The sequence below is a fragment of the Clostridium sp. FP2 genome, from assembly GCF_011065955.2.
GTDB classification, from domain to species: Bacteria; Bacillota; Clostridia; order Clostridiales; family Clostridiaceae; genus Clostridium_AD; species Clostridium_AD tagluense.
Genome location: NZ_JAAMNI020000001.1, coordinates 4,845,215 through 4,861,466 on the forward strand (window position 1 = coordinate 4,845,215; position 16,252 = coordinate 4,861,466).

The 16,252-nt window shown below is 33.6% G+C and carries 31 protein-coding genes; all 31 read right to left on the reverse strand.

The annotated features are described in order from the left end of the window. Positions 1-30: 30 nt before the first annotated feature. The 31 genes from truA to rpsS all read right to left on the reverse strand — a co-directional run bounded on the left by truA (position 31) and on the right by rpsS (position 16,242). The gene (gene truA, locus G9F71_RS22785) at positions 31-765 is read right to left on the reverse strand and encodes a tRNA pseudouridine(38-40) synthase TruA (protein ID WP_164951494.1); all 735 of its coding nucleotides are present in this window, start codon (positions 763-765) and stop codon (positions 31-33) included. A gap of 31 nt (positions 766-796) precedes the next feature. Then, entirely contained in the window at positions 797-1,597 is an 801-nt protein-coding gene (locus tag G9F71_RS22790; RefSeq protein WP_125002918.1) for an energy-coupling factor transporter transmembrane component T family protein, read from the reverse strand. A gap of 75 nt (positions 1,598-1,672) precedes the next feature. Further along, on the reverse strand, positions 1,673-2,527 hold the full coding sequence (locus tag G9F71_RS22795; RefSeq protein WP_164951493.1) for an energy-coupling factor transporter ATPase: 855 nt from the start codon (positions 2,525-2,527) through the stop codon (positions 1,673-1,675). After that, the gene (locus tag G9F71_RS22800) at positions 2,512-3,357 is read right to left on the reverse strand and encodes an energy-coupling factor transporter ATPase (RefSeq protein ID WP_125002914.1); all 846 of its coding nucleotides are present in this window, start codon (positions 3,355-3,357) and stop codon (positions 2,512-2,514) included. Before G9F71_RS22800 ends, G9F71_RS22795 begins: the two co-directional genes overlap by 16 nt. 80 nt (positions 3,358-3,437) lie before the next feature. Continuing rightward, on the reverse strand, positions 3,438-3,779 hold the full coding sequence (gene rplQ / locus G9F71_RS22805; RefSeq protein WP_071614605.1) for a 50S ribosomal protein L17: 342 nt from the start codon (positions 3,777-3,779) through the stop codon (positions 3,438-3,440). Between the two features lie 12 nt (positions 3,780-3,791). Next, entirely contained in the window at positions 3,792-4,739 is a 948-nt protein-coding gene (locus tag G9F71_RS22810) for a DNA-directed RNA polymerase subunit alpha (RefSeq protein WP_125002912.1), read from the reverse strand. Between the two features lie 63 nt (positions 4,740-4,802). Beyond that, complete coding sequence (rpsD, locus tag G9F71_RS22815; protein ID WP_125002910.1) at positions 4,803-5,423, reverse strand: 30S ribosomal protein S4; 621 nt, start codon at positions 5,421-5,423, stop codon at positions 4,803-4,805. 51 nt (positions 5,424-5,474) lie between these two features. Next, positions 5,475-5,867, reverse strand: a complete 393-nt coding sequence (gene rpsK / locus G9F71_RS22820; protein ID WP_125002908.1) for a 30S ribosomal protein S11 — start codon at positions 5,865-5,867, stop codon at positions 5,475-5,477. Between the two features lie 15 nt (positions 5,868-5,882). Further along, complete coding sequence (rpsM, locus tag G9F71_RS22825) at positions 5,883-6,251, reverse strand: 30S ribosomal protein S13 (RefSeq protein WP_125002906.1); 369 nt, start codon at positions 6,249-6,251, stop codon at positions 5,883-5,885. 139 nt (positions 6,252-6,390) lie between these two features. Next, entirely contained in the window at positions 6,391-6,504 is a 114-nt protein-coding gene (gene rpmJ, locus G9F71_RS22830) for a 50S ribosomal protein L36 (protein ID WP_021122033.1), read from the reverse strand. 15 nt (positions 6,505-6,519) lie between these two features. Continuing rightward, entirely contained in the window at positions 6,520-6,738 is a 219-nt protein-coding gene (infA, locus tag G9F71_RS22835) for a translation initiation factor IF-1 (protein ID WP_125002904.1), read from the reverse strand. A gap of 7 nt (positions 6,739-6,745) precedes the next feature. After that, positions 6,746-7,027 carry a KOW domain-containing RNA-binding protein gene (locus G9F71_RS22840; protein WP_125002902.1) on the reverse strand — a complete coding sequence of 94 codons (282 nt, stop codon included), beginning with the start codon at positions 7,025-7,027 and terminating at the stop codon, positions 6,746-6,748. A 14-nt stretch (positions 7,028-7,041) separates the two neighbouring features. Continuing rightward, positions 7,042-7,788: a type I methionyl aminopeptidase gene (map, locus tag G9F71_RS22845; protein WP_164951492.1), complete on the reverse strand. Its 747-nt coding sequence runs from the start codon at positions 7,786-7,788 to the stop codon at positions 7,042-7,044. Then, complete coding sequence (locus G9F71_RS22850; RefSeq protein ID WP_164951491.1) at positions 7,785-8,438, reverse strand: adenylate kinase; 654 nt, start codon at positions 8,436-8,438, stop codon at positions 7,785-7,787. Before G9F71_RS22850 ends, map begins: the two co-directional genes overlap by 4 nt. Positions 8,439-8,460: 22 nt before the next feature. Next, the gene (gene secY / locus G9F71_RS22855; RefSeq protein ID WP_164946778.1) at positions 8,461-9,741 is read right to left on the reverse strand and encodes a preprotein translocase subunit SecY; all 1,281 of its coding nucleotides are present in this window, start codon (positions 9,739-9,741) and stop codon (positions 8,461-8,463) included. Further along, entirely contained in the window at positions 9,742-10,182 is a 441-nt protein-coding gene (gene rplO, locus G9F71_RS22860) for a 50S ribosomal protein L15 (protein WP_164951490.1), read from the reverse strand. Between the two features lie 17 nt (positions 10,183-10,199). After that, the gene (gene rpmD / locus G9F71_RS22865) at positions 10,200-10,379 is read right to left on the reverse strand and encodes a 50S ribosomal protein L30 (RefSeq protein WP_125002892.1); all 180 of its coding nucleotides are present in this window, start codon (positions 10,377-10,379) and stop codon (positions 10,200-10,202) included. 12 nt (positions 10,380-10,391) lie between these two features. Then, entirely contained in the window at positions 10,392-10,889 is a 498-nt protein-coding gene (gene rpsE, locus G9F71_RS22870; protein WP_125002890.1) for a 30S ribosomal protein S5, read from the reverse strand. Positions 10,890-10,906: 17 nt separating this feature from the next. Then, complete coding sequence (gene rplR / locus G9F71_RS22875) at positions 10,907-11,269, reverse strand: 50S ribosomal protein L18 (protein WP_125002888.1); 363 nt, start codon at positions 11,267-11,269, stop codon at positions 10,907-10,909. 19 nt (positions 11,270-11,288) lie between these two features. Beyond that, complete coding sequence (gene rplF, locus G9F71_RS22880; protein ID WP_125002886.1) at positions 11,289-11,828, reverse strand: 50S ribosomal protein L6; 540 nt, start codon at positions 11,826-11,828, stop codon at positions 11,289-11,291. 202 nt (positions 11,829-12,030) lie between these two features. Next, on the reverse strand, positions 12,031-12,429 hold the full coding sequence (gene rpsH / locus G9F71_RS22885; protein WP_125002884.1) for a 30S ribosomal protein S8: 399 nt from the start codon (positions 12,427-12,429) through the stop codon (positions 12,031-12,033). Positions 12,430-12,461: 32 nt separating this feature from the next. Then, positions 12,462-12,647, reverse strand: coding sequence for a type Z 30S ribosomal protein S14 (locus G9F71_RS22890; protein WP_125002882.1), 186 nt, complete (start codon positions 12,645-12,647; stop codon positions 12,462-12,464). A 15-nt stretch (positions 12,648-12,662) separates the two neighbouring features. Then, positions 12,663-13,205, reverse strand: coding sequence for a 50S ribosomal protein L5 (rplE, locus tag G9F71_RS22895; protein WP_164951489.1), 543 nt, complete (start codon positions 13,203-13,205; stop codon positions 12,663-12,665). Between the two features lie 22 nt (positions 13,206-13,227). Further along, on the reverse strand, positions 13,228-13,551 hold the full coding sequence (gene rplX, locus G9F71_RS22900) for a 50S ribosomal protein L24 (protein WP_164951488.1): 324 nt from the start codon (positions 13,549-13,551) through the stop codon (positions 13,228-13,230). 17 nt (positions 13,552-13,568) lie between these two features. Then, positions 13,569-13,937 (reverse strand): 50S ribosomal protein L14, encoded by a 369-nt coding sequence (gene rplN, locus G9F71_RS22905; RefSeq protein WP_125002876.1) that lies wholly within the window; start codon positions 13,935-13,937, stop codon positions 13,569-13,571. Positions 13,938-13,973: 36 nt separating this feature from the next. Continuing rightward, on the reverse strand, positions 13,974-14,228 hold the full coding sequence (rpsQ, locus tag G9F71_RS22910; RefSeq protein ID WP_125002874.1) for a 30S ribosomal protein S17: 255 nt from the start codon (positions 14,226-14,228) through the stop codon (positions 13,974-13,976). A 21-nt stretch (positions 14,229-14,249) separates the two neighbouring features. Continuing rightward, complete coding sequence (gene rpmC, locus G9F71_RS22915; protein ID WP_164951487.1) at positions 14,250-14,462, reverse strand: 50S ribosomal protein L29; 213 nt, start codon at positions 14,460-14,462, stop codon at positions 14,250-14,252. Continuing rightward, a complete protein-coding gene (gene rplP, locus G9F71_RS22920) occupies positions 14,452-14,895 on the reverse strand; it encodes a 50S ribosomal protein L16 (RefSeq protein WP_125002869.1) in 444 nt (147 codons plus the stop codon). Before rplP ends, rpmC begins: the two co-directional genes overlap by 11 nt. Positions 14,896-14,920: 25 nt before the next feature. Next, positions 14,921-15,586 carry a 30S ribosomal protein S3 gene (rpsC, locus tag G9F71_RS22925; protein WP_125002867.1) on the reverse strand — a complete coding sequence of 222 codons (666 nt, stop codon included), beginning with the start codon at positions 15,584-15,586 and terminating at the stop codon, positions 14,921-14,923. Between the two features lie 16 nt (positions 15,587-15,602). Then, on the reverse strand, positions 15,603-15,938 hold the full coding sequence (gene rplV / locus G9F71_RS22930; RefSeq protein WP_125002865.1) for a 50S ribosomal protein L22: 336 nt from the start codon (positions 15,936-15,938) through the stop codon (positions 15,603-15,605). 22 nt (positions 15,939-15,960) lie between these two features. Beyond that, positions 15,961-16,242 carry a 30S ribosomal protein S19 gene (gene rpsS / locus G9F71_RS22935; RefSeq protein WP_125002863.1) on the reverse strand — a complete coding sequence of 94 codons (282 nt, stop codon included), beginning with the start codon at positions 16,240-16,242 and terminating at the stop codon, positions 15,961-15,963. Between the last annotated feature and the right edge of the window lie 10 nt (positions 16,243-16,252).

The window sequence follows — 16,252 nt, forward strand, 5'->3', positions numbered from 1 at the left end:
CAGGATATTGCAATCTTTAACGTTTTTTATTTAATAAAAAACTTCTTCCAAGCATAATCCACCGGGTGGAACGGATTTTCCAGCCTTTGCTCTTTCTTTTGACAGAATTATATCTTTTATTTCATCAGGTTTAATCTTACCTTCTCCAACACGAACTAGTGCTCCTACTATTATTCTAACCATATTATAAAGAAAGCCATCCGCAGCAATATATATTTTTATGATATCTCCATTCTTTATGATATCTAGTCTTGTAATAGTTCTTACAGAAGTTTTTACGGAACTACCTAAATTTTTAAATGCAGAAAAGTCATGGGTACCCATAAAATACTCTGAAGCTTCTTTCATAGCTTCCACATCTAATATTCTTTTGTGATGATATATGTAATTGCGCCCTACAGCAACAGCCTCATACCTATTAAGTATAGTGTAACTATACATCTTCCCTGTACAATTATACCTTGAATGGAACTCACAGGGAACCTCAAAGCAATGTAAAATTACAATATCTAATGGGAGTTTACTATTAATAGCTCCTGTGAACTTTTCCACAGATATTTTACTATTAGTATAAAAATTACCTGTATACCCTTTTGCATGAACTCCAGTATCTGTTCTACTAGAACCTGTAATTTGAGTTTTTTCACCTGTAATCTTTTCAATAGCTGTCTCTATTTTTTCTTGAATAGTCATTACATTCTTTTGTCTCTGCCATCCTGCATAGTTCGTTCCATCATATTCTACTAAAAGCTTTATATTTCTCACTGCTTCACGTCCTTTTCACTCTACACGAAGATTATGTTCTGCTAACAATAGTAATAACAAATAGCAGTGTAAAAGCAAAGCTTGCAATATAGTCTTTTTTTGTTATATGTAATTGTTTCATTCTAGTTCTTCCTTCTCCACCTTTATAGCATCTTGATTCCATAGCCATCGCCAGTTCATCAGCTCGTCTAAAAGAACTTATAAACAGTGGTACTAAAATAGGTATTAAACTTTTCGCTCTACTTATCAAATTCCCAGACTCAAAATCTGCACCTCTTGCCATTTGTGCTTTCATGATTTTGTCAGTCTCATCCATAAGCGTAGGTATGAATCTTAATGCAATAGTCATCATCATTGCAAGTTCATGAGCTGGTACTCCTATCCTTTTAAAAGGCCTTAGAAGGCTTTCTATACCATCAGTTAACTCTATTGGAGAAGTTGTTAGTGTTAGTATTGATGTTCCCATAATTAAAAACACTAACCTAATTATCATAAAGGCTGCAATTGTTAAACCTTCTTTATATACACTTATAAAACCCCAGTGAAAAATTGCTGGTTCTTTTCCGGTAGTCATGAAAATGTTTAATATTGCTGTAATAAGTAATAATACTAAAATTGGCTTTAATCCACTGTAAATATACTTAAAAGACAAATTAGCTATTAGTATTGTGATTAAAATAAATATAACTACAAATAAATAGCCTTTAAAATTATTCACTAAAAATAGATCAACAATAAATAGTAGAGATATTAATATCTTTAATCTTGGATCTAATTTATGTACAAAAGACTCCCCTGGTATATATTGACCTATTGTAATATCTTTGATCATACAAATTCCTCCAATGTGTTGCAAGAATCACACATTACTGTTTTATATATAATATCTTATTAGATAAAAAAACCATTAATTCTTTTCTAATATTTTAAGCAATTCTTGTTTAGCTTTTTCCAATGTAAATATATCCTCAGATATATTAAACCCTTTATTACGTAGTTCCCTAATTAGGTATGTTACCTGTGGTACAGCAAGTCCTACGCTTTCTAATATTTCTATTTCCTTAAATATTTTCTCCGGAGTTCCGTCTAGAATACACTTTCCACTATCCATTACTATAATTCTATTTGCAACCTTGGCCACATCTTCCATGCTATGAGATACTAATATTATGGTCATGTCATTCTGTTTGTAGAGTTCAACAATTTTACTTAAGATATCGTCTCTTCCTTTTGGATCTAGCCCGGCTGTTGGTTCATCTAAAATCAAGATTTTTGGCTCCATAGCCACTACCCCAGCTATTGCAACTCTTCTCTTTTGACCACCACTTATTTCAAAAGGTGATTTGTCCTTATATTCTTCATAGTCTAGTCCAACTATTTTCATGGCTCTCTGAACTCTCTTATTTATCTCATCATTATCTAGACCTAAATTTTTCGGTCCAAAAGCAATGTCTTTTTCAATAGTTTCTTCAAAAAGTTGATATTCAGGATATTGAAATACTAATCCAACTTTTTTTCTTATATTTGTCAATTTCATTTTTTTCATAGTTATATCTATGTCGTCTATTAATAGACTCCCTGATGTTGGTTTTAAAAGTCCATTTATATGTTGTATTAGTGTTGATTTTCCTGAGCCTGTATGCCCAATTAGTGCTACAAATTCTCCTTGCTTTATTTCTAAAGAAACATCATCTATAGCTTTTTTTTCAAAAGGAGTATTTGGCATATATACATGTGTTAAATTTTCTATTTTAATTGACATAATGCATTCACCATCTCATTTATAGTTAATATATCTGATTCTATATTAATACCACTTTGTTTAAGTTCATATGCCAGTTCCGTTACTTGCGGAACATCTAGACCTATTTTTTTCATAAGAGACACTTCCCTAAATATTTCTCTGGGTTTTCCATTCATTACAATTTTACCATTATCCATAACTACTATTCTATCCGCTTCTACTGCTTCTTCCATATTATGAGTTATTAAGATTATTGTTATACCATACTTTTTGTTTATTTCTTTTATAGTTCGGATAACTTCTTTTCTACCAAACGGATCTAGCATTGCTGTTGGTTCATCAAAAACAATACACTTTGGCATCATAGCAAGAATACCTGCTATAGCTACTCTTTGTTTTTGACCACCAGAAAGTAAATGTGGAGCATGCTTTCTATAATCGTACATTCCAACATTTTTTAATGATTCATCCACTCTTTTTCTAATTTCTTTAGGCTCTAGTCCTAAATTTTCTGGACCAAATGCTACGTCTTCTTCTACAATAGTGGCAACAATTTGATTGTCCGGATTTTGAAATACCATACCAGCAACATTCCTAATGTTCCATAAATTGCTTTCCTCAGAAGTTACGAGTCCATCTACATAGATTTCACCTTCAGTAGGTATTAATAGAGCATTTATGTGTTTAGCAAAAGTAGATTTTCCTGAGCCATTATGGCCGAGTACTACTAAAAATTCACCCTTGTTAACCTCTAAATTTAATCCATCTATGGCTACTTTAGGCTGCTCATCTTCACTTTGAGGGTATTTGTAAACAAGCTTATTGCATATAACCATTTTTTCACACATAAGTGTCACTCCCTACATCTATAAATATTTATAAGAAAATGGGGACTAAGTTTGATTTAACTTAATCCCCTTTGTTCAAACTATACTAATTCTATTATGCTCATCTCTGCTGCGTCGCCTCTTCTTGGACCCATTTTCATTATTCTAGTATATCCGCCGTTTCTCTCAGCATACTTGGGTGCAATATTGTCAAATAAGTCTTTAACTACACTTTCTTCTGTAATGAATGCAAGTGCTTGTCTTCTAGCATGAAGATCTCCTCTTTTTCCAAGAGTTATCATTCTTTCAGCAAATTTTCTAGTTTCTTTTGCTCTAGTGACAGTAGTTTCTATTTTTCCATATTTCAACAAATTAGTTGCAAGACTTCTAAACATTGCAATTCTTTGATCAGTTGAGCGTCCTAATTTACGATACATTGCCATGTGTCTACCTCCTTACTCTTCACTTAGCTTTAAGTTCAAGCTTAGTGCTTGAAGTTTTTGTTCAACTTCTTCAAGTGATTTTTTACCTAAATTCCTGACCTTCATCATATCATCCATTGATCTCTCTGTTAATTCTTGAACTGTATTAATTCCAGCTCTTTTTAAGCAATTATAGCTTCTAACAGAAAGGTCTAATTCTTCAATAGTCATTTCAAGAACTTTTTCTTTCTTATCTTCTTCTTTTTCAACCATTATTTCAACATTATCAGCATGATCTGTTAATGTCATAAATAGCTTAAAGTGCTCGATAAGTATTTTAGCTGATAAACCAATAGCTTCGTCTGGTCTAATGGTTCCATTAGTCCAAATTTCAATAGTTAATTTATCATAATCAGTAATCTGGCCTACTCTAGTGTTTTCTACAGCAAAATTTACTCTTTTAACTGGAGTATAGATTGAATCTACTGGTATAGTAGCTATTGGTAATTCATCTGTCTTATTTTTACTCTGAGACACATATCCTCTACCTTTGTTAACAGTTAGTTCCATATATAGTTTAGCACCATCATCTAATGTTGCTATATGTAAATCGTCGTTAACAACTTCTATATCTCCATCAGTTTTAATGTCTGCTCCAGTAACTACTCCAGGTCCTTTAGCATCAATATAAACAGTTCTAGGTCCTTCTCCATTCATTTTTAATGCTAAGCTTTTGATGTTTAGAATTAATTCTGTAACATCTTCTTTAACACCTTTAACTGTGGAAAATTCATGAAGCACTGTATCAATTTTAACTGCACTTGTAGCAACTCCAGGCAATGAAGAAAGAAGAATCCTTCTTAATGCATTACCTAGTGTTATACCATAACCTCTTTCTAATGGTTCAATTATGAATTTACCATAAGAATCATCTTCAGCAGTTTCTACACATTCTATTTTTGGCTTTTCTATTTCTAACATACTAAACCCTCCTTTTTTTTAATTGGCAACTTATTATGAGGGCAACCGATTCTATATTAATGATTATTTGCTGTATAACTCGACGATTAGCGTCTCGTTAACAGGAACATCTATATCTTCCCTAGTTGGTATTGAAACAACTGTTCCTTCGAATTTCTCTAAGTTAGCTGTTAACCAATTCGGTAAAGTTTTAGGATTTTCAGCGAAAACCTTAAACTTCTCTGTAGCTCTGCTCTTTGGACATGCAGATACTACTTGATTTGCTGTTAAACTGTAAGAAGGAATATCTACCTTTTTACCGTCAACTAAGAAATGTCCGTGAGTTACTAGTTGCCTAGCTTCTTGTCTTGAATTTCCGTAACCTAATCTATAAACTACGTTATCAAGTCTCACTTCTAGAAGTTTTAATAGGTTTTCACCTGTTATGCCTCTTAACTTGTCAGCTTTATCATAGTATCTTCTAAATTGGCTTTCAAGTATTCCATAAATTCTCTTAGCCTTTTGTTTTTCTCTTAATTGTAATCCATAGTTAGACATTTTTTTCTTGCTTTGTCCGTGTTGTCCCGGTGCATAGCCTCTTCTTGAAAATGCACATTTATCTGTGAAGCATCTATCACCCTTAAGGTTTAGCTTCATACCTTCTCTTCTGCAAAGCCTACAAGTAGCTCCAGTATATCTTGCCATTCAAATTACACCTCCTGTTTACTATACGTATGTTTACTATAATTTTAATTACTAGACTCTTCTTCTTTTTGGTGGTCTACATCCGTTATGTGGAATTGGAGTAACGTCTTTGATTAGTGTAATCTCTAATCCAGCCGCTTGAAGTGATCTAATAGCCGCTTCTCTACCTGCTCCTGGTCCTTTAACGAATACGTCAACACTCTTTAAACCGTGCTCCATTGCTGCTTTTGTAGCAGCTTCTGCTGCCATTTGAGCTGCAAAAGGAGTACTCTTTCTTGATCCTCTAAAACCTAAACCACCTGCACTAGACCAAGATAAAGCATTTCCAGCTGCATCTGTAAGTGTAACGATGGAATTATTAAAAGTAGACTTTATGTGAGCACAACCGTGCTCAATATTTTTTTTCTCTTTTTTTCTTCTACTTCTTTTAACTTTTTGAGCCATTACATTCCCTCCTTACTATTTCTTTTTGCCCGCCATTGTTTTCTTAGGGCCTTTTCTTGTTCTTGCATTAGTTTTAGTTTTTTGTCCTCTTACTGGAAGACCTCTTCTATGTCTTATTCCTCTATAACATCCAACTTCCATTAATCTTTTTATATCTAATGCAACTTTTCTTCTTAAGTCACCTTCAATTATAAAATTCTTGGTGATGTATGTTCTTAGTTCATTGACTTCTTCTTCAGTTAAGTCCTTCACTCTTGTGTCAGGATTTACTCCTGTTGCTTTAATGATTCCTTGTGATTTTGATAATCCAATACCAAATATATATGTTAGGCCTATTTCAACCCTTTTTTCTCTTGGTAGGTCAATACCTGCTATTCTTGCCATTTACTGTTTACACCTCCTAGGTACTTGTTGTTAACATTTTATCACATTGTAACTTATAAAACGACCTAATGTGATTTATTACTAATATATTAATTTTTATGTTTAATACTTAACTAAACCTATTTGTAAATAAAACCTATTAACCCTGTTTTTGTTTATGCTTAGGATTTTCACAGATAACCATTACTCTTCCTTTTCTTTTAATAACCTTACATTTTTCACACATAGGTTTAACTGATGGCCTTACTTTCATAGCTAACCCTCCTTATTACTTATCTCTCCAAGTTATTCTCCCACGAGTGAGATCATATGGAGAAAGTTCTACTGTAACTTTATCGCCTGGTAGTATTCTTATAAAATTCATTCTTAACTTACCTGAAATATGAGCTAATATTTTATGCCCACTCTCAAGTTCAACTTGAAATATTGCATTTGGCAAAGTTTCTAATACTACGCCTTGCATTTCAATTATATCATCTTTTGACATAAGGTAATCAAACCTCCTTACGAATATCTGCAGACTGCAAAAATATTTTAATTTTAGAATTAGTAACCTCTTTTTTAGATAAAATTGAATCTTTAATTTCTTCAGCTACTGTGTCAGTAAAATTTAGATGTTTAACCTTCTTTTTCTTAGGTTTCTCAATCTTTCTTAAATCTCCATCAGAAATATACACATACTCACTATTCAGTATACCTACTACAATAAATTTTTTGTGCATATCTCTTCCCGCTTTAGAATTTACAACCTTACCTAAAAGGGTATTTTCGTCCAAACCATTCACCTCTATTAGTTCAAAGTTAATATTTCAGGACCACTTTTTAGGATAGCAACAGTATTTTCATAATGTGCAGATAAACTGCCATCTCTTGTTACTACCGTCCATCTATTAGCCTTTACTTTGACATAATGCTTTCCTATATTTATCATAGGTTCAATTGCAAGTACCATACCATGAACTAATTTAGGACCTCTATCTGGAGCACCATAATTAGGAACCTCTGGATCTTCATGCATTGATGTTCCAATTCCATGACCTACAAAATCCCTAACCACAGAGTATCCATGTTCTTCAGCATAACACTGAATTGCAGCAGATATATCTGATAATCTATTGCCGATTATAGCTTTTTCAACGCCCTTGAAAAAACTATTTTTAGTGATTTCAATGAGCATTGTAGCTTCATTAGATACTTTTCCTACTGGAAAAGTCCTAGCAGCATCTCCATGATAGCCATTTAATATGGCCCCACAATCTATGCTAATTATATCTCCTTCAAGTAAAATCCGATTAGTTGGAATCCCATGAACCACTTCATCATTAACAGATGTACATATGGAAGCTGGAAATCCACAATAACCTTTAAAAGATGGTTTAGCACCCTGTCTTATTATGAACTCTTCAGCTAATTTATCTATTTCTGCAGTGGTTATTCCCGGTTTTATTACTTCTTCAATTAATGCAAGAGCTTCTGCAACCACTTTACCTGCACTTCTCATATATTGAATTTCCATATCACTTTTTATGTTTATCACTTTTTTATCTCTCCTAAGATACTACAGATACTTTCGAATACACCATTAATTGCTTGTGTTCCATCAACTACTGATAATAAGTTTTTGTCACCATAGTACTTTATCAACGGTTGTGTTTGAGCATCATATATGTCTAACCGTTCACTAACGGTTTCTTCACTGTCATCTGCTCTTTGCACAAGAGATGATCCACACAAATTGCATTTTCCATCCGTTTCTGGAGGATTAAATATAATATGGTAGCTAGCTCCACAGTTGAGACAAACTCTTCGACCAGTCATTCTACTTAAAATAAATTCTCTAGGAACCTTTATTAATAATGAAGTATCAAGAACGATGCCTTTTTCTTCTAAAATAGTTTCTAAGGCTTCAGCTTGATTAACAGTTCTAGGATAGCCATCTAATAAAAACCCATTTATACAATCTTCATTATCTAACCTATCCACGATTATATCTATAGTCAATGCATCGGGGACTAAGTGTCCCTTATCAATATGTTTCTTAGCTTCGATTCCAAGAGGAGTTTTTTCTGAAATATTCTTTCTGAATATATCCCCTGTTGATATATGTGGTATGGAAAATTTATTGCTTATAGATTTTGCTTGCGTTCCTTTTCCGGCTCCCGGAGGACCTAACAAGATTATTCTCATAGTATCATCTCCTGGTAATAATTTATTTAAGGAATCCTTGGTAATGACGCATTACTAATTGTGATTCAAGTTGTCTTAATGTCTCAAGAGCAACATTTACCAAAATCAGTAACATTGTACCGCCAAAGTATATTCCCTTAAAGTTAGTAGCACCCTCTATAATAATAGGGAATATTGCTATAACAGCCGCAAAAGTTCCTCCAATCATTGAAATCTTAGTCAATACCATATCGATATAAGTTGCGGTATTCGCACCCGGTCTAATCCCTGGTATAAAGCCTGATGATTTATGCATATTTTCAGCCATTTCATCTGGTTTAAATGTTACCTGAGTATAAAACCATGTAAAAAATACTACTAACACAAAATATACCGTGGCATATTTCCAACTGTTCTTTTCAAAAATGCTCCAAGGACTTCCTACAATAAACTTTGCAATTGAAGATGTCGGTTTAAGTTGTGCTATTGTTTCTGGGAATGTCATTACTGACATTGCAAAAATTATACCGATAACTCCAGATCCATTTACATTGATAGGAATATGTGTTGATTGTCCTTTGAAGGTTTTGTTTCCAACCGACTTTCCAGCATATTGGACAGGAATTCTTCTTTCACTTAAACTTGCTATTACTACTGCTACTAATAATGCTATAGCCACTACAATAAACATTATAACCTCTACAAAATTCACAGTTCCTGCCGTCTGGAGCCCAGCGATTTTATACACTAGAGTAGGTAACCCTGCTATAATATTAATAAAAATTATTAATGAAATACCATTCCCGATACCTTTACCAGTGATTTGTTCCCCTATCCACACCAAAAATGTTGATGCAGTTGTCATCGTTAGTATCACTAAAAATATGGTTAAACTAGAATTACTTGAAAATGCTCCAGTACCTGAAATAATTGCATACATACCAAAAGCCTGTAGTGCTCCAAGTACTATTGAAGCATATCTAGTATAATCTTGTATCTTCTTTCGCCCTTCAAGACCCTCTTTAGAAAGTTGCTCTAAATAAGGAATTGCTATTACAAGTAATTGCATTATAATTGATGCATTTATGTATGGACCCACACCCATAGCAAAAATACTAAATTTACTTAATGCACCACCTGAAAGCATTTCGTAAAAACTAAATAATGTACCTCCATTACTAGTTAAGTCTAAAAGTTTACTAGCATCTACACCAGGAACAGGAATGAAAATACCCATCCTAACAATTGCAACCATAAGTAGTGTGAATATCATACGCTTTCTTAAATCCGGAACTTTCCAGGCATTACGTAGGGTTGATAACATTTATATCACCTCAACTTTTCCTCCAGCTGCCTCAATTTTCTCAGCTGCTGCTTTAGAGAATTTTGTTGCACTTACAGTTAAACTCTTTTCTAAGTTACCATTTCCAAGTATTTTAACTCCGTCATATACTTTTCTTATGACTCTTCTCTCTAATAGCAATTCTGGTGTGATTTCTGTACCATTTTCGAATATATTAAGTCTATCTACATTTATACATGCATATTCTTTTGCAAAAATATTAGTAAAACCTCTTTTAGGTAATCTTCTGTATAAAGGCATCTGACCTCCTTCAAATCCTGGTCTTGTTCCTCCACCTGATCTAGAGTTTTGTCCGTCTTGACCTCTTCCCGCAGTTTTACCCCAGCCTGTAGCAGTACCTCTACCAAGTCTTTTACGAGATTTTTTTGATCCTTCTGCAGGTTTTAAATCTTGAAGTTTCATGTAAACACCTCCTCGTTTTAAACTTCTTCTACTTTTAATAGATATATAACTTTGTTAATCATACCTCTGATTTGAGGAGTTTCCTCGTGCTCAACACTTTTTCTTATTTTTCTTAATCCTAGAGAATTACAAGTAGCAATATGTTCTTTTTTTCTACCTATTAAGCTCTTAACCAATGTTAGTTTTACTTTAGCCAAGGTTTTCCCCTCCTATCTTAATATTTCTTCTACAGTTTTGCCTCTTAGTTTAGCTACATCTTCTACTGTTCTTAATCTTGCTAAACCATCAATAGTAGCATTAACTACATTTCTTGCATTACTAGAGCCTAAAGATTTAGCTCTAACATCTTTTAATCCTGATAATTCTAGAACTGCTCTAACTGGTCCACCGGCTAAAACTCCTGTACCTTCAGCACCAGGCATTATGTGTATAACGGAAGTACCGAATTTACCATCAATAGTATGAGGTATAGTTGATCCAACCATAGCTACTGTTACTAAGTTCTTCTTAGCATCTTCTATTCCTTTTCTAATTGCTTCAGGAATTTCTACAGATTTACCCATTCCCACGCCAACGTGTCCGTTTTCGTCTCCAACAACAACTAATGCGCTGAATCTGAAGTTTCTTCCACCTTTAACAACCTTAGCAACTCTGTTTATATTAACTACTTTTTCTTTAAGATCTAATGTGCTAGGATCTATCTTCATGTGTTTCCCTCCTTTTCTTAGAATTTAAGCCCTGCTTCTCTTGCTCCTTCAGCTAGGTTTTGTACTCTACCGTGGTATACATATCCACCTCTGTCGAATACTACTTCTTCTATTCCTTTTTCAAGTGCTCTTTCAGCAACCATTTTTCCAACTAATTTTGCCGCTTCTTTATTGCTTCCTATTTTTAATTCGAAAGCTTTATCTACGCTTGAAGCAGAAACTAATGTGATTTGAGCAACATCATCTATTACTTGAGCATATATATTCTTTTCACTTCTATATACAGCTAATCTAGGTCTTTGCGCTGTACCAGAAATCTTTTTACGTACTCTAAGATGACGCTTAACTCTTGATTTTTGTCTATCTTCTTTCTTGAACACATCATTCACTCCTTCCTACTTATTTACCTGTTTTACCTTCCTTACGTCTAACAACTTCATCAGAATATCTGATTCCTTTGCCTTTGTAAGGTTCTGGTTTTCTCCAAGTTCTAATGTCTGCTGCAACAGCTCCAACTAATTGCTTATCAATACCTTTTACTATTATTTTATTAGCATCAGGTAGTTCAAATTGGATTCCTGCAACTGCATCTATTTCAACTGGATGTGAATATCCAAGATTTAATGTTATTTTAGATCCTTTTAATTGAGCTCTGTAACCAACACCAACTAACTCAAGTGTTTTTTGGTATCCTTCTGTAACTCCAATAATCATATTATTAATTAATGATCTTGTAAGTCCGTGAAGAGCTCTATGCTCTTTTACATCGCTTGGTCTTGAAACTACCAAAATATTGTCTTCTATAGCTATATTCATTTTAGTACTCATGTTCTGAGTTAACTCACCTTTTGGTCCTTTTACATTCACAACATTCGTTGGTGAAACTGTAACAGTTACTCCACTCGGTATAGCTACTGGAAGTCTTCCGATTCTTGACATACTTACACCTCCTGCATTGTTTTTTAGATACATAACAATTACTAATTGCTATGTTTTCTATATTACTTTTAAGTACTAACCAATTCTTAATTGTTTATTCTCTATATTACCATGAGAACATAACAATTTTGATTTTCCCTAAATTATCTATTATAACTATGTACATAACAAACCAATTTCGTTATGCCTTAGAATTATTATACTACCAAATGTAACAAATAACTTCTCCGCCTAGTCCTAATTTTCTAGCATCTCTATCTGCTACTAAGCCTTTTGAAGTTGATATTATAGCAACTCCAAGTCCGTTCAATACTTTTGGAATATCCTCATTTTTAGAATATACTCTTAAACCTGGTTTAGATATTCTCTTAAGACCAGTGATAACTCTTTCCTTGTTTTGACCATACTTCATTGCAAGTCTCATCATTGGAACAACGCCATCATTATACTCTTCAATGTTTTTAAGATATCCTTCTTGAAGCAATATATTTGCAATTTCCTTCTTTATAGTTGATGAAGGTACTTCTACTATTTCGTGTCTTACAACATTTGCATTTCTTATACGTGTTAGCAAATCTGCGATTGGGTCAGTCATAACCATTTTTCGTGCCTCCTTTCATTAGAATGTTCTAATTACCAACTTGCTTTTCTGCAACCAGGAATTTCTCCCTTGTGTGCAAGTTCTCTAAAACAGATACGGCATATACCAAATTTTTGTAATACAGAATGCGGTCTCCCACAAAGTCTACATCTTGTATAAGCTCTAGTTGAAAATTTAGGTTCTTTTTTCCACTTTTCTATTAACGCCTTACGTGCCATATGTTTACCTCCTTATTATTGAGCAAATGGCATTCCAAGGAATCTTAGTAACTCTCTTGCTTCCTCGTCTGTCTTTGCAGTAGTAACGAATATTATATCCATTCCTCTTATCTTATCAATTTTATCATATTCTATTTCAGGGAATATAAGTTGTTCTTTAACACCTATAGCATAATTACCTCTTCCGTCAAATGCTTTAGAAGAAGCTCCTCTAAAATCTCTAACTCTAGGTAATGCAACGTTCATTAATTTGTCAGCAAATTCGAACATTTGAGTTTTTCTTAATGTAACTTTACAACCTATTGGCATGTTTTCTCTTAGTTTAAAATTAGCTATAGATTTCTTTGCTCTTGTTATAACTGGTTTTTGACCTGCTATAATTTGCATATCACTAACAGCTGCATCTAAAACTTTAGAGTTATCTTTTGCTTCTCCGACTCCCATATTTAAAACTATCTTTTCAAGTTTTGGTACTTCCATTATGTTTTTATATCCGAATTTTTCCATTAAAGCTTGAACTACTTCATTTTCGTATTTTTCTTGTAGCCTTGAACTCATATGTTAAACCTCCTTTCAGAAATTAAAATGTTTCTCCACACTTCTTGCAAACCCTAACCTTAGTTCCATCATCTAGAATTTTGCTGCTTATTCTTGTTACATTTTTACATTTTGTGCAATATAGCATAACTTTTGAAGCATTTATAGCTGCTTCTCTGTGAGTTATTCCACCTTGCATGTTTTGTTTGCTTGGTTTTTGATGTTTTGTAACCACGCTAACATCTTTTACTAAAACTTTTCCAGTTTTAGGATATACCGCTAAGACTTCGCTTATTTTGCCTTTGTCTTTACCTGAAATAACCATTACTGTATCTTTCTTTCTTACGTGCACTTTTTTAACTGCCATGTTAGACACCTCCTATCTTATAGAACTTCAGGCGCTAGTGATAAGATCTTACTGAAGTCTTTATCTCTTAACTCTCTTGCAACAGGTCCGAATATACGAGTACCTTTTGGGGTCTTGTCATCTTTAATAATAACAGCTGCATTATCATCAAATTTGACGTATGATCCATCGGCTCTTCTTACACCTTTTGCTGATCTAACTATAACTGCCTTAACTACTTCACCTTTTTTAACAACTCCACCTGGTGTTGCACTTTTTACGCTGGCAACTATTGTATCACTGATGTTTCCCCATTTTCTTTTTGAACCACCTAACACTCTAATACACATAATCTCTTTTGCGCCAGAATTATCTGCAACCTTCAATCTAGTTTGCTGTTGTATCATATCAAATACCCTCCTTCCAGTTCTTAAATTGTAATATTATTTAGCTTTTTCAACTATTCCAGTAATTCTCCATCTTTTATCCTTGGATAATGGTCTAGTTTCCATAATTGACACTTTATCATTAATTTGAGCTTCATTATTTTCATCATGAGCCTTAAATTTTGTTGTTTTATTAATTATCTTTCCGTATAATGGATGACGAACTTTTGTTTCAATTGCTACAACTATTGTCTTATCCATTTTATCAGAAACTACTCTACCTATTCTTGTCTTTCTATTGTTTCTTTCCACAAGAGCAACCTCCTTTCAGTTTTACTGTTCTAAAGACCTTATTTCTTCTTGTCTAAGGATGGTCTTAATTTGGGCTATAGATTTTTTAACCTGTTTAATTCTCATAGGGTTCTCTAATTGTCCTGTAGCTAACTGAAATCTAAGGTTAAACAATTCTGCCTTTAAATCAGACATTTTTACTTGTAAATCTTGAGGATTACTTTGTCTTAATTCATTTAATTCATTAGCCTTCATTGAGTTCACCACCCATTTCCTCAAAATCTTTTCTAGATACAAACTTAGTTTTAATTGGAAGTTTGTGTGAAGCAAGTCTCATTGCCTCTCTAGCTGCTTCTTCTGTTACTCCTGCAATTTCAAATAACACTCTGCCTGGCTTAACAACTGCTACCCAATATTCTACTGATCCTTTACCGGAACCCATACGAGTTTCAGCTGGTTTTTCAGTTACTGGCTTGTCAGGGAAGATTTTTATCCAAACCTGACCTCCTCTTTTTACATATCTATTGATAGCAACTCTGGCAGCTTCTATTTGATTACTTTTAACCCAACCACATTCTGTAGCTTGCAATGCATAATCACCGTATGCAATAAAGTTTCCTCTTGTAGCCTTTCCTCGCATTTTACCGCGATGAACTTTACGATGTTTAGTCCTCTTAGGCATTAACATGTTTTATTCCTCCTTCCTTACACTTCTATGCGTTTACTTCTTCCTTAACGATTTTCTTTGTAGGAAGAACCTCACCTCTATATACCCAAACCTTTACGCCAATTTTTCCATATACAGTATTTGCTTCTGCAAATCCATAATCTATATCAGCTCTCAATGTTTGGCATGGAATTGTACCTTCATGATAGTGTTCTGTTCTAGCTATTTCCGCTCCGCCAAGTCTTCCTGCACATGCAGTTTTAACTCCCTTAACACCAGTTCTCATAGCTCTTTGAATTGTTTGTTTCATTGCCCTTCTAAAAGAAATTCTCTTTTCTAATTGAGACGCAACACTTTCTGCCATTAATTGAGCATTGTTTTCTGCTTGCTTTACTTCCACGATATTAATTAAAACATTCTTATCTGTTATAATTTTTTTCATGTCTTGCTTTATAACTTCAATTCCAGAACCGCCTCTACCGATAACCATTCCTGGTTTAGCAGTGTTTATGTTGATTTTAACTCTTTTAGCAGCTCTTTCGATTTCGATTTTAGAAATTCCAGCTGTATAGAGTTTGCTTTTTAAGAATTCTCTAATCTTAAAATCTTCAACAAGATTATCTGCAAAATTCTTTTTATCTGCGTACCATTTAGAATTCCAATCTTTTATTACACCAACTCTAAAGCCGTGTGGATTTACTTTTTGTCCCAAGTTATATCCCTCCTTCTTATAATCTTTCTGTAACTGTTATAGTTACATGGCTAGATCTTTTTCTTATTCTATAAGCTCTTCCTTGTGCACGTGGTCTAAATCTCTTAAGTGTTGGACCTTGACATGCATAGGCATTATTAACATATAATCTACTAACATCTAAGTTTAAATTATTTTCTGCATTTGCTACAGCTGATTTTAGAACTTTAGTTACTACATCAGCTGCATTTTTGGAAGTATATTGTAATATAGCAAAAGCCTCATTTACATTTTTACCTCTTATTAAATCAAGAACAATCCCGATTTTCATTGAGGACGTTCGCACATATTTAGCTATAGCTTTAGCCTCCATTGATTGTTTCCTCCTTCCGACACTATCTTACTCTACTTGTTTTTTCCTTGTCAATGTGTCCTTTGAATGTTCTAGTTAGAGCGAATTCTCCTAATTTATGTCCTACCATATCTTCTAAAACATAAACTGGTACGTGCTTTCTTCCATCATGTACAGCAATAGTATGACCTATCATTTGTGGAAAAATAGTAGAAGCTCTTGACCAAGTTTTTATAACTTTCTTCTCGCCAGTTTTGTTCATTTCATTTATTCTGCTTAACAGAATTTCTTGTATAAACGGTCCTTTTTTAACTGATCTACTCACCTTTGTGGCC

What these genes read in the sequence shown, in the direction of transcription:
- G9F71_RS22790 (WP_125002918.1), bottom strand. Translation starts at nt 1,597, where the DNA reads ATGATCAAAGATATTACAATAGGTCAATATATACCAGGGGAGTCTTTT.
- G9F71_RS22795 (WP_164951493.1), bottom strand. Translation starts at nt 2,527, where the DNA reads ATGTCAATTAAAATAGAAAATTTAACACATGTATATATGCCAAATACT.
- G9F71_RS22800 (WP_125002914.1), bottom strand. Translation starts at nt 3,357, where the DNA reads ATGTGTGAAAAAATGGTTATATGCAATAAGCTTGTTTACAAATACCCT.
- rplQ (WP_071614605.1), bottom strand. Translation starts at nt 3,779, where the DNA reads ATGGCAATGTATCGTAAATTAGGACGCTCAACTGATCAAAGAATTGCA.
- G9F71_RS22810 (WP_125002912.1), bottom strand. Translation starts at nt 4,739, where the DNA reads ATGTTAGAAATAGAAAAGCCAAAAATAGAATGTGTAGAAACTGCTGAA.
- rpsD (WP_125002910.1), bottom strand. Translation starts at nt 5,423, where the DNA reads ATGGCAAGATATACTGGAGCTACTTGTAGGCTTTGCAGAAGAGAAGGT.
- rpsK (WP_125002908.1), bottom strand. Translation starts at nt 5,867, where the DNA reads ATGGCTCAAAAAGTTAAAAGAAGTAGAAGAAAAAAAGAGAAAAAAAAT.
- rpsM (WP_125002906.1), bottom strand. Translation starts at nt 6,251, where the DNA reads ATGGCAAGAATAGCAGGTATTGACCTACCAAGAGAAAAAAGGGTTGAA.
- rpmJ (WP_021122033.1), bottom strand. Translation starts at nt 6,504, where the DNA reads ATGAAAGTAAGGCCATCAGTTAAACCTATGTGTGAAAAATGTAAGGTT.
- infA (WP_125002904.1), bottom strand. Translation starts at nt 6,738, where the DNA reads ATGTCAAAAGATGATATAATTGAAATGCAAGGCGTAGTATTAGAAACT.
- G9F71_RS22850 (WP_164951491.1), bottom strand. Translation starts at nt 8,438, where the DNA reads ATGAGAATAATCTTGTTAGGTCCTCCGGGAGCCGGAAAAGGAACGCAA.
- secY (WP_164946778.1), bottom strand. Translation starts at nt 9,741, where the DNA reads ATGTTATCAACCCTACGTAATGCCTGGAAAGTTCCGGATTTAAGAAAG.
- rplO (WP_164951490.1), bottom strand. Translation starts at nt 10,182, where the DNA reads ATGAAACTTCAAGATTTAAAACCTGCAGAAGGATCAAAAAAATCTCGT.
- rpsE (WP_125002890.1), bottom strand. Translation starts at nt 10,889, where the DNA reads ATGAAGATAGATCCTAGCACATTAGATCTTAAAGAAAAAGTAGTTAAT.
- rplF (WP_125002886.1), bottom strand. Translation starts at nt 11,828, where the DNA reads ATGTCAAGAATCGGAAGACTTCCAGTAGCTATACCGAGTGGAGTAACT.
- rpsH (WP_125002884.1), bottom strand. Translation starts at nt 12,429, where the DNA reads ATGGTTATGACTGACCCAATCGCAGATTTGCTAACACGTATAAGAAAT.
- G9F71_RS22890 (WP_125002882.1), bottom strand. Translation starts at nt 12,647, where the DNA reads ATGGCACGTAAGGCGTTAATAGAAAAGTGGAAAAAAGAACCTAAATTT.
- rplE (WP_164951489.1), bottom strand. Translation starts at nt 13,205, where the DNA reads ATGAGTTCAAGGCTACAAGAAAAATACGAAAATGAAGTAGTTCAAGCT.
- rplX (WP_164951488.1), bottom strand. Translation starts at nt 13,551, where the DNA reads ATGGCAGTTAAAAAAGTGCACGTAAGAAAGAAAGATACAGTAATGGTT.
- rplN (WP_125002876.1), bottom strand. Translation starts at nt 13,937, where the DNA reads ATGATACAACAGCAAACTAGATTGAAGGTTGCAGATAATTCTGGCGCA.
- rpmC (WP_164951487.1), bottom strand. Translation starts at nt 14,462, where the DNA reads ATGAAGGCTAATGAATTAAATGAATTAAGACAAAGTAATCCTCAAGAT.
- rplP (WP_125002869.1), bottom strand. Translation starts at nt 14,895, where the DNA reads ATGTTAATGCCTAAGAGGACTAAACATCGTAAAGTTCATCGCGGTAAA.
- rplV (WP_125002865.1), bottom strand. Translation starts at nt 15,938, where the DNA reads ATGGAGGCTAAAGCTATAGCTAAATATGTGCGAACGTCCTCAATGAAA.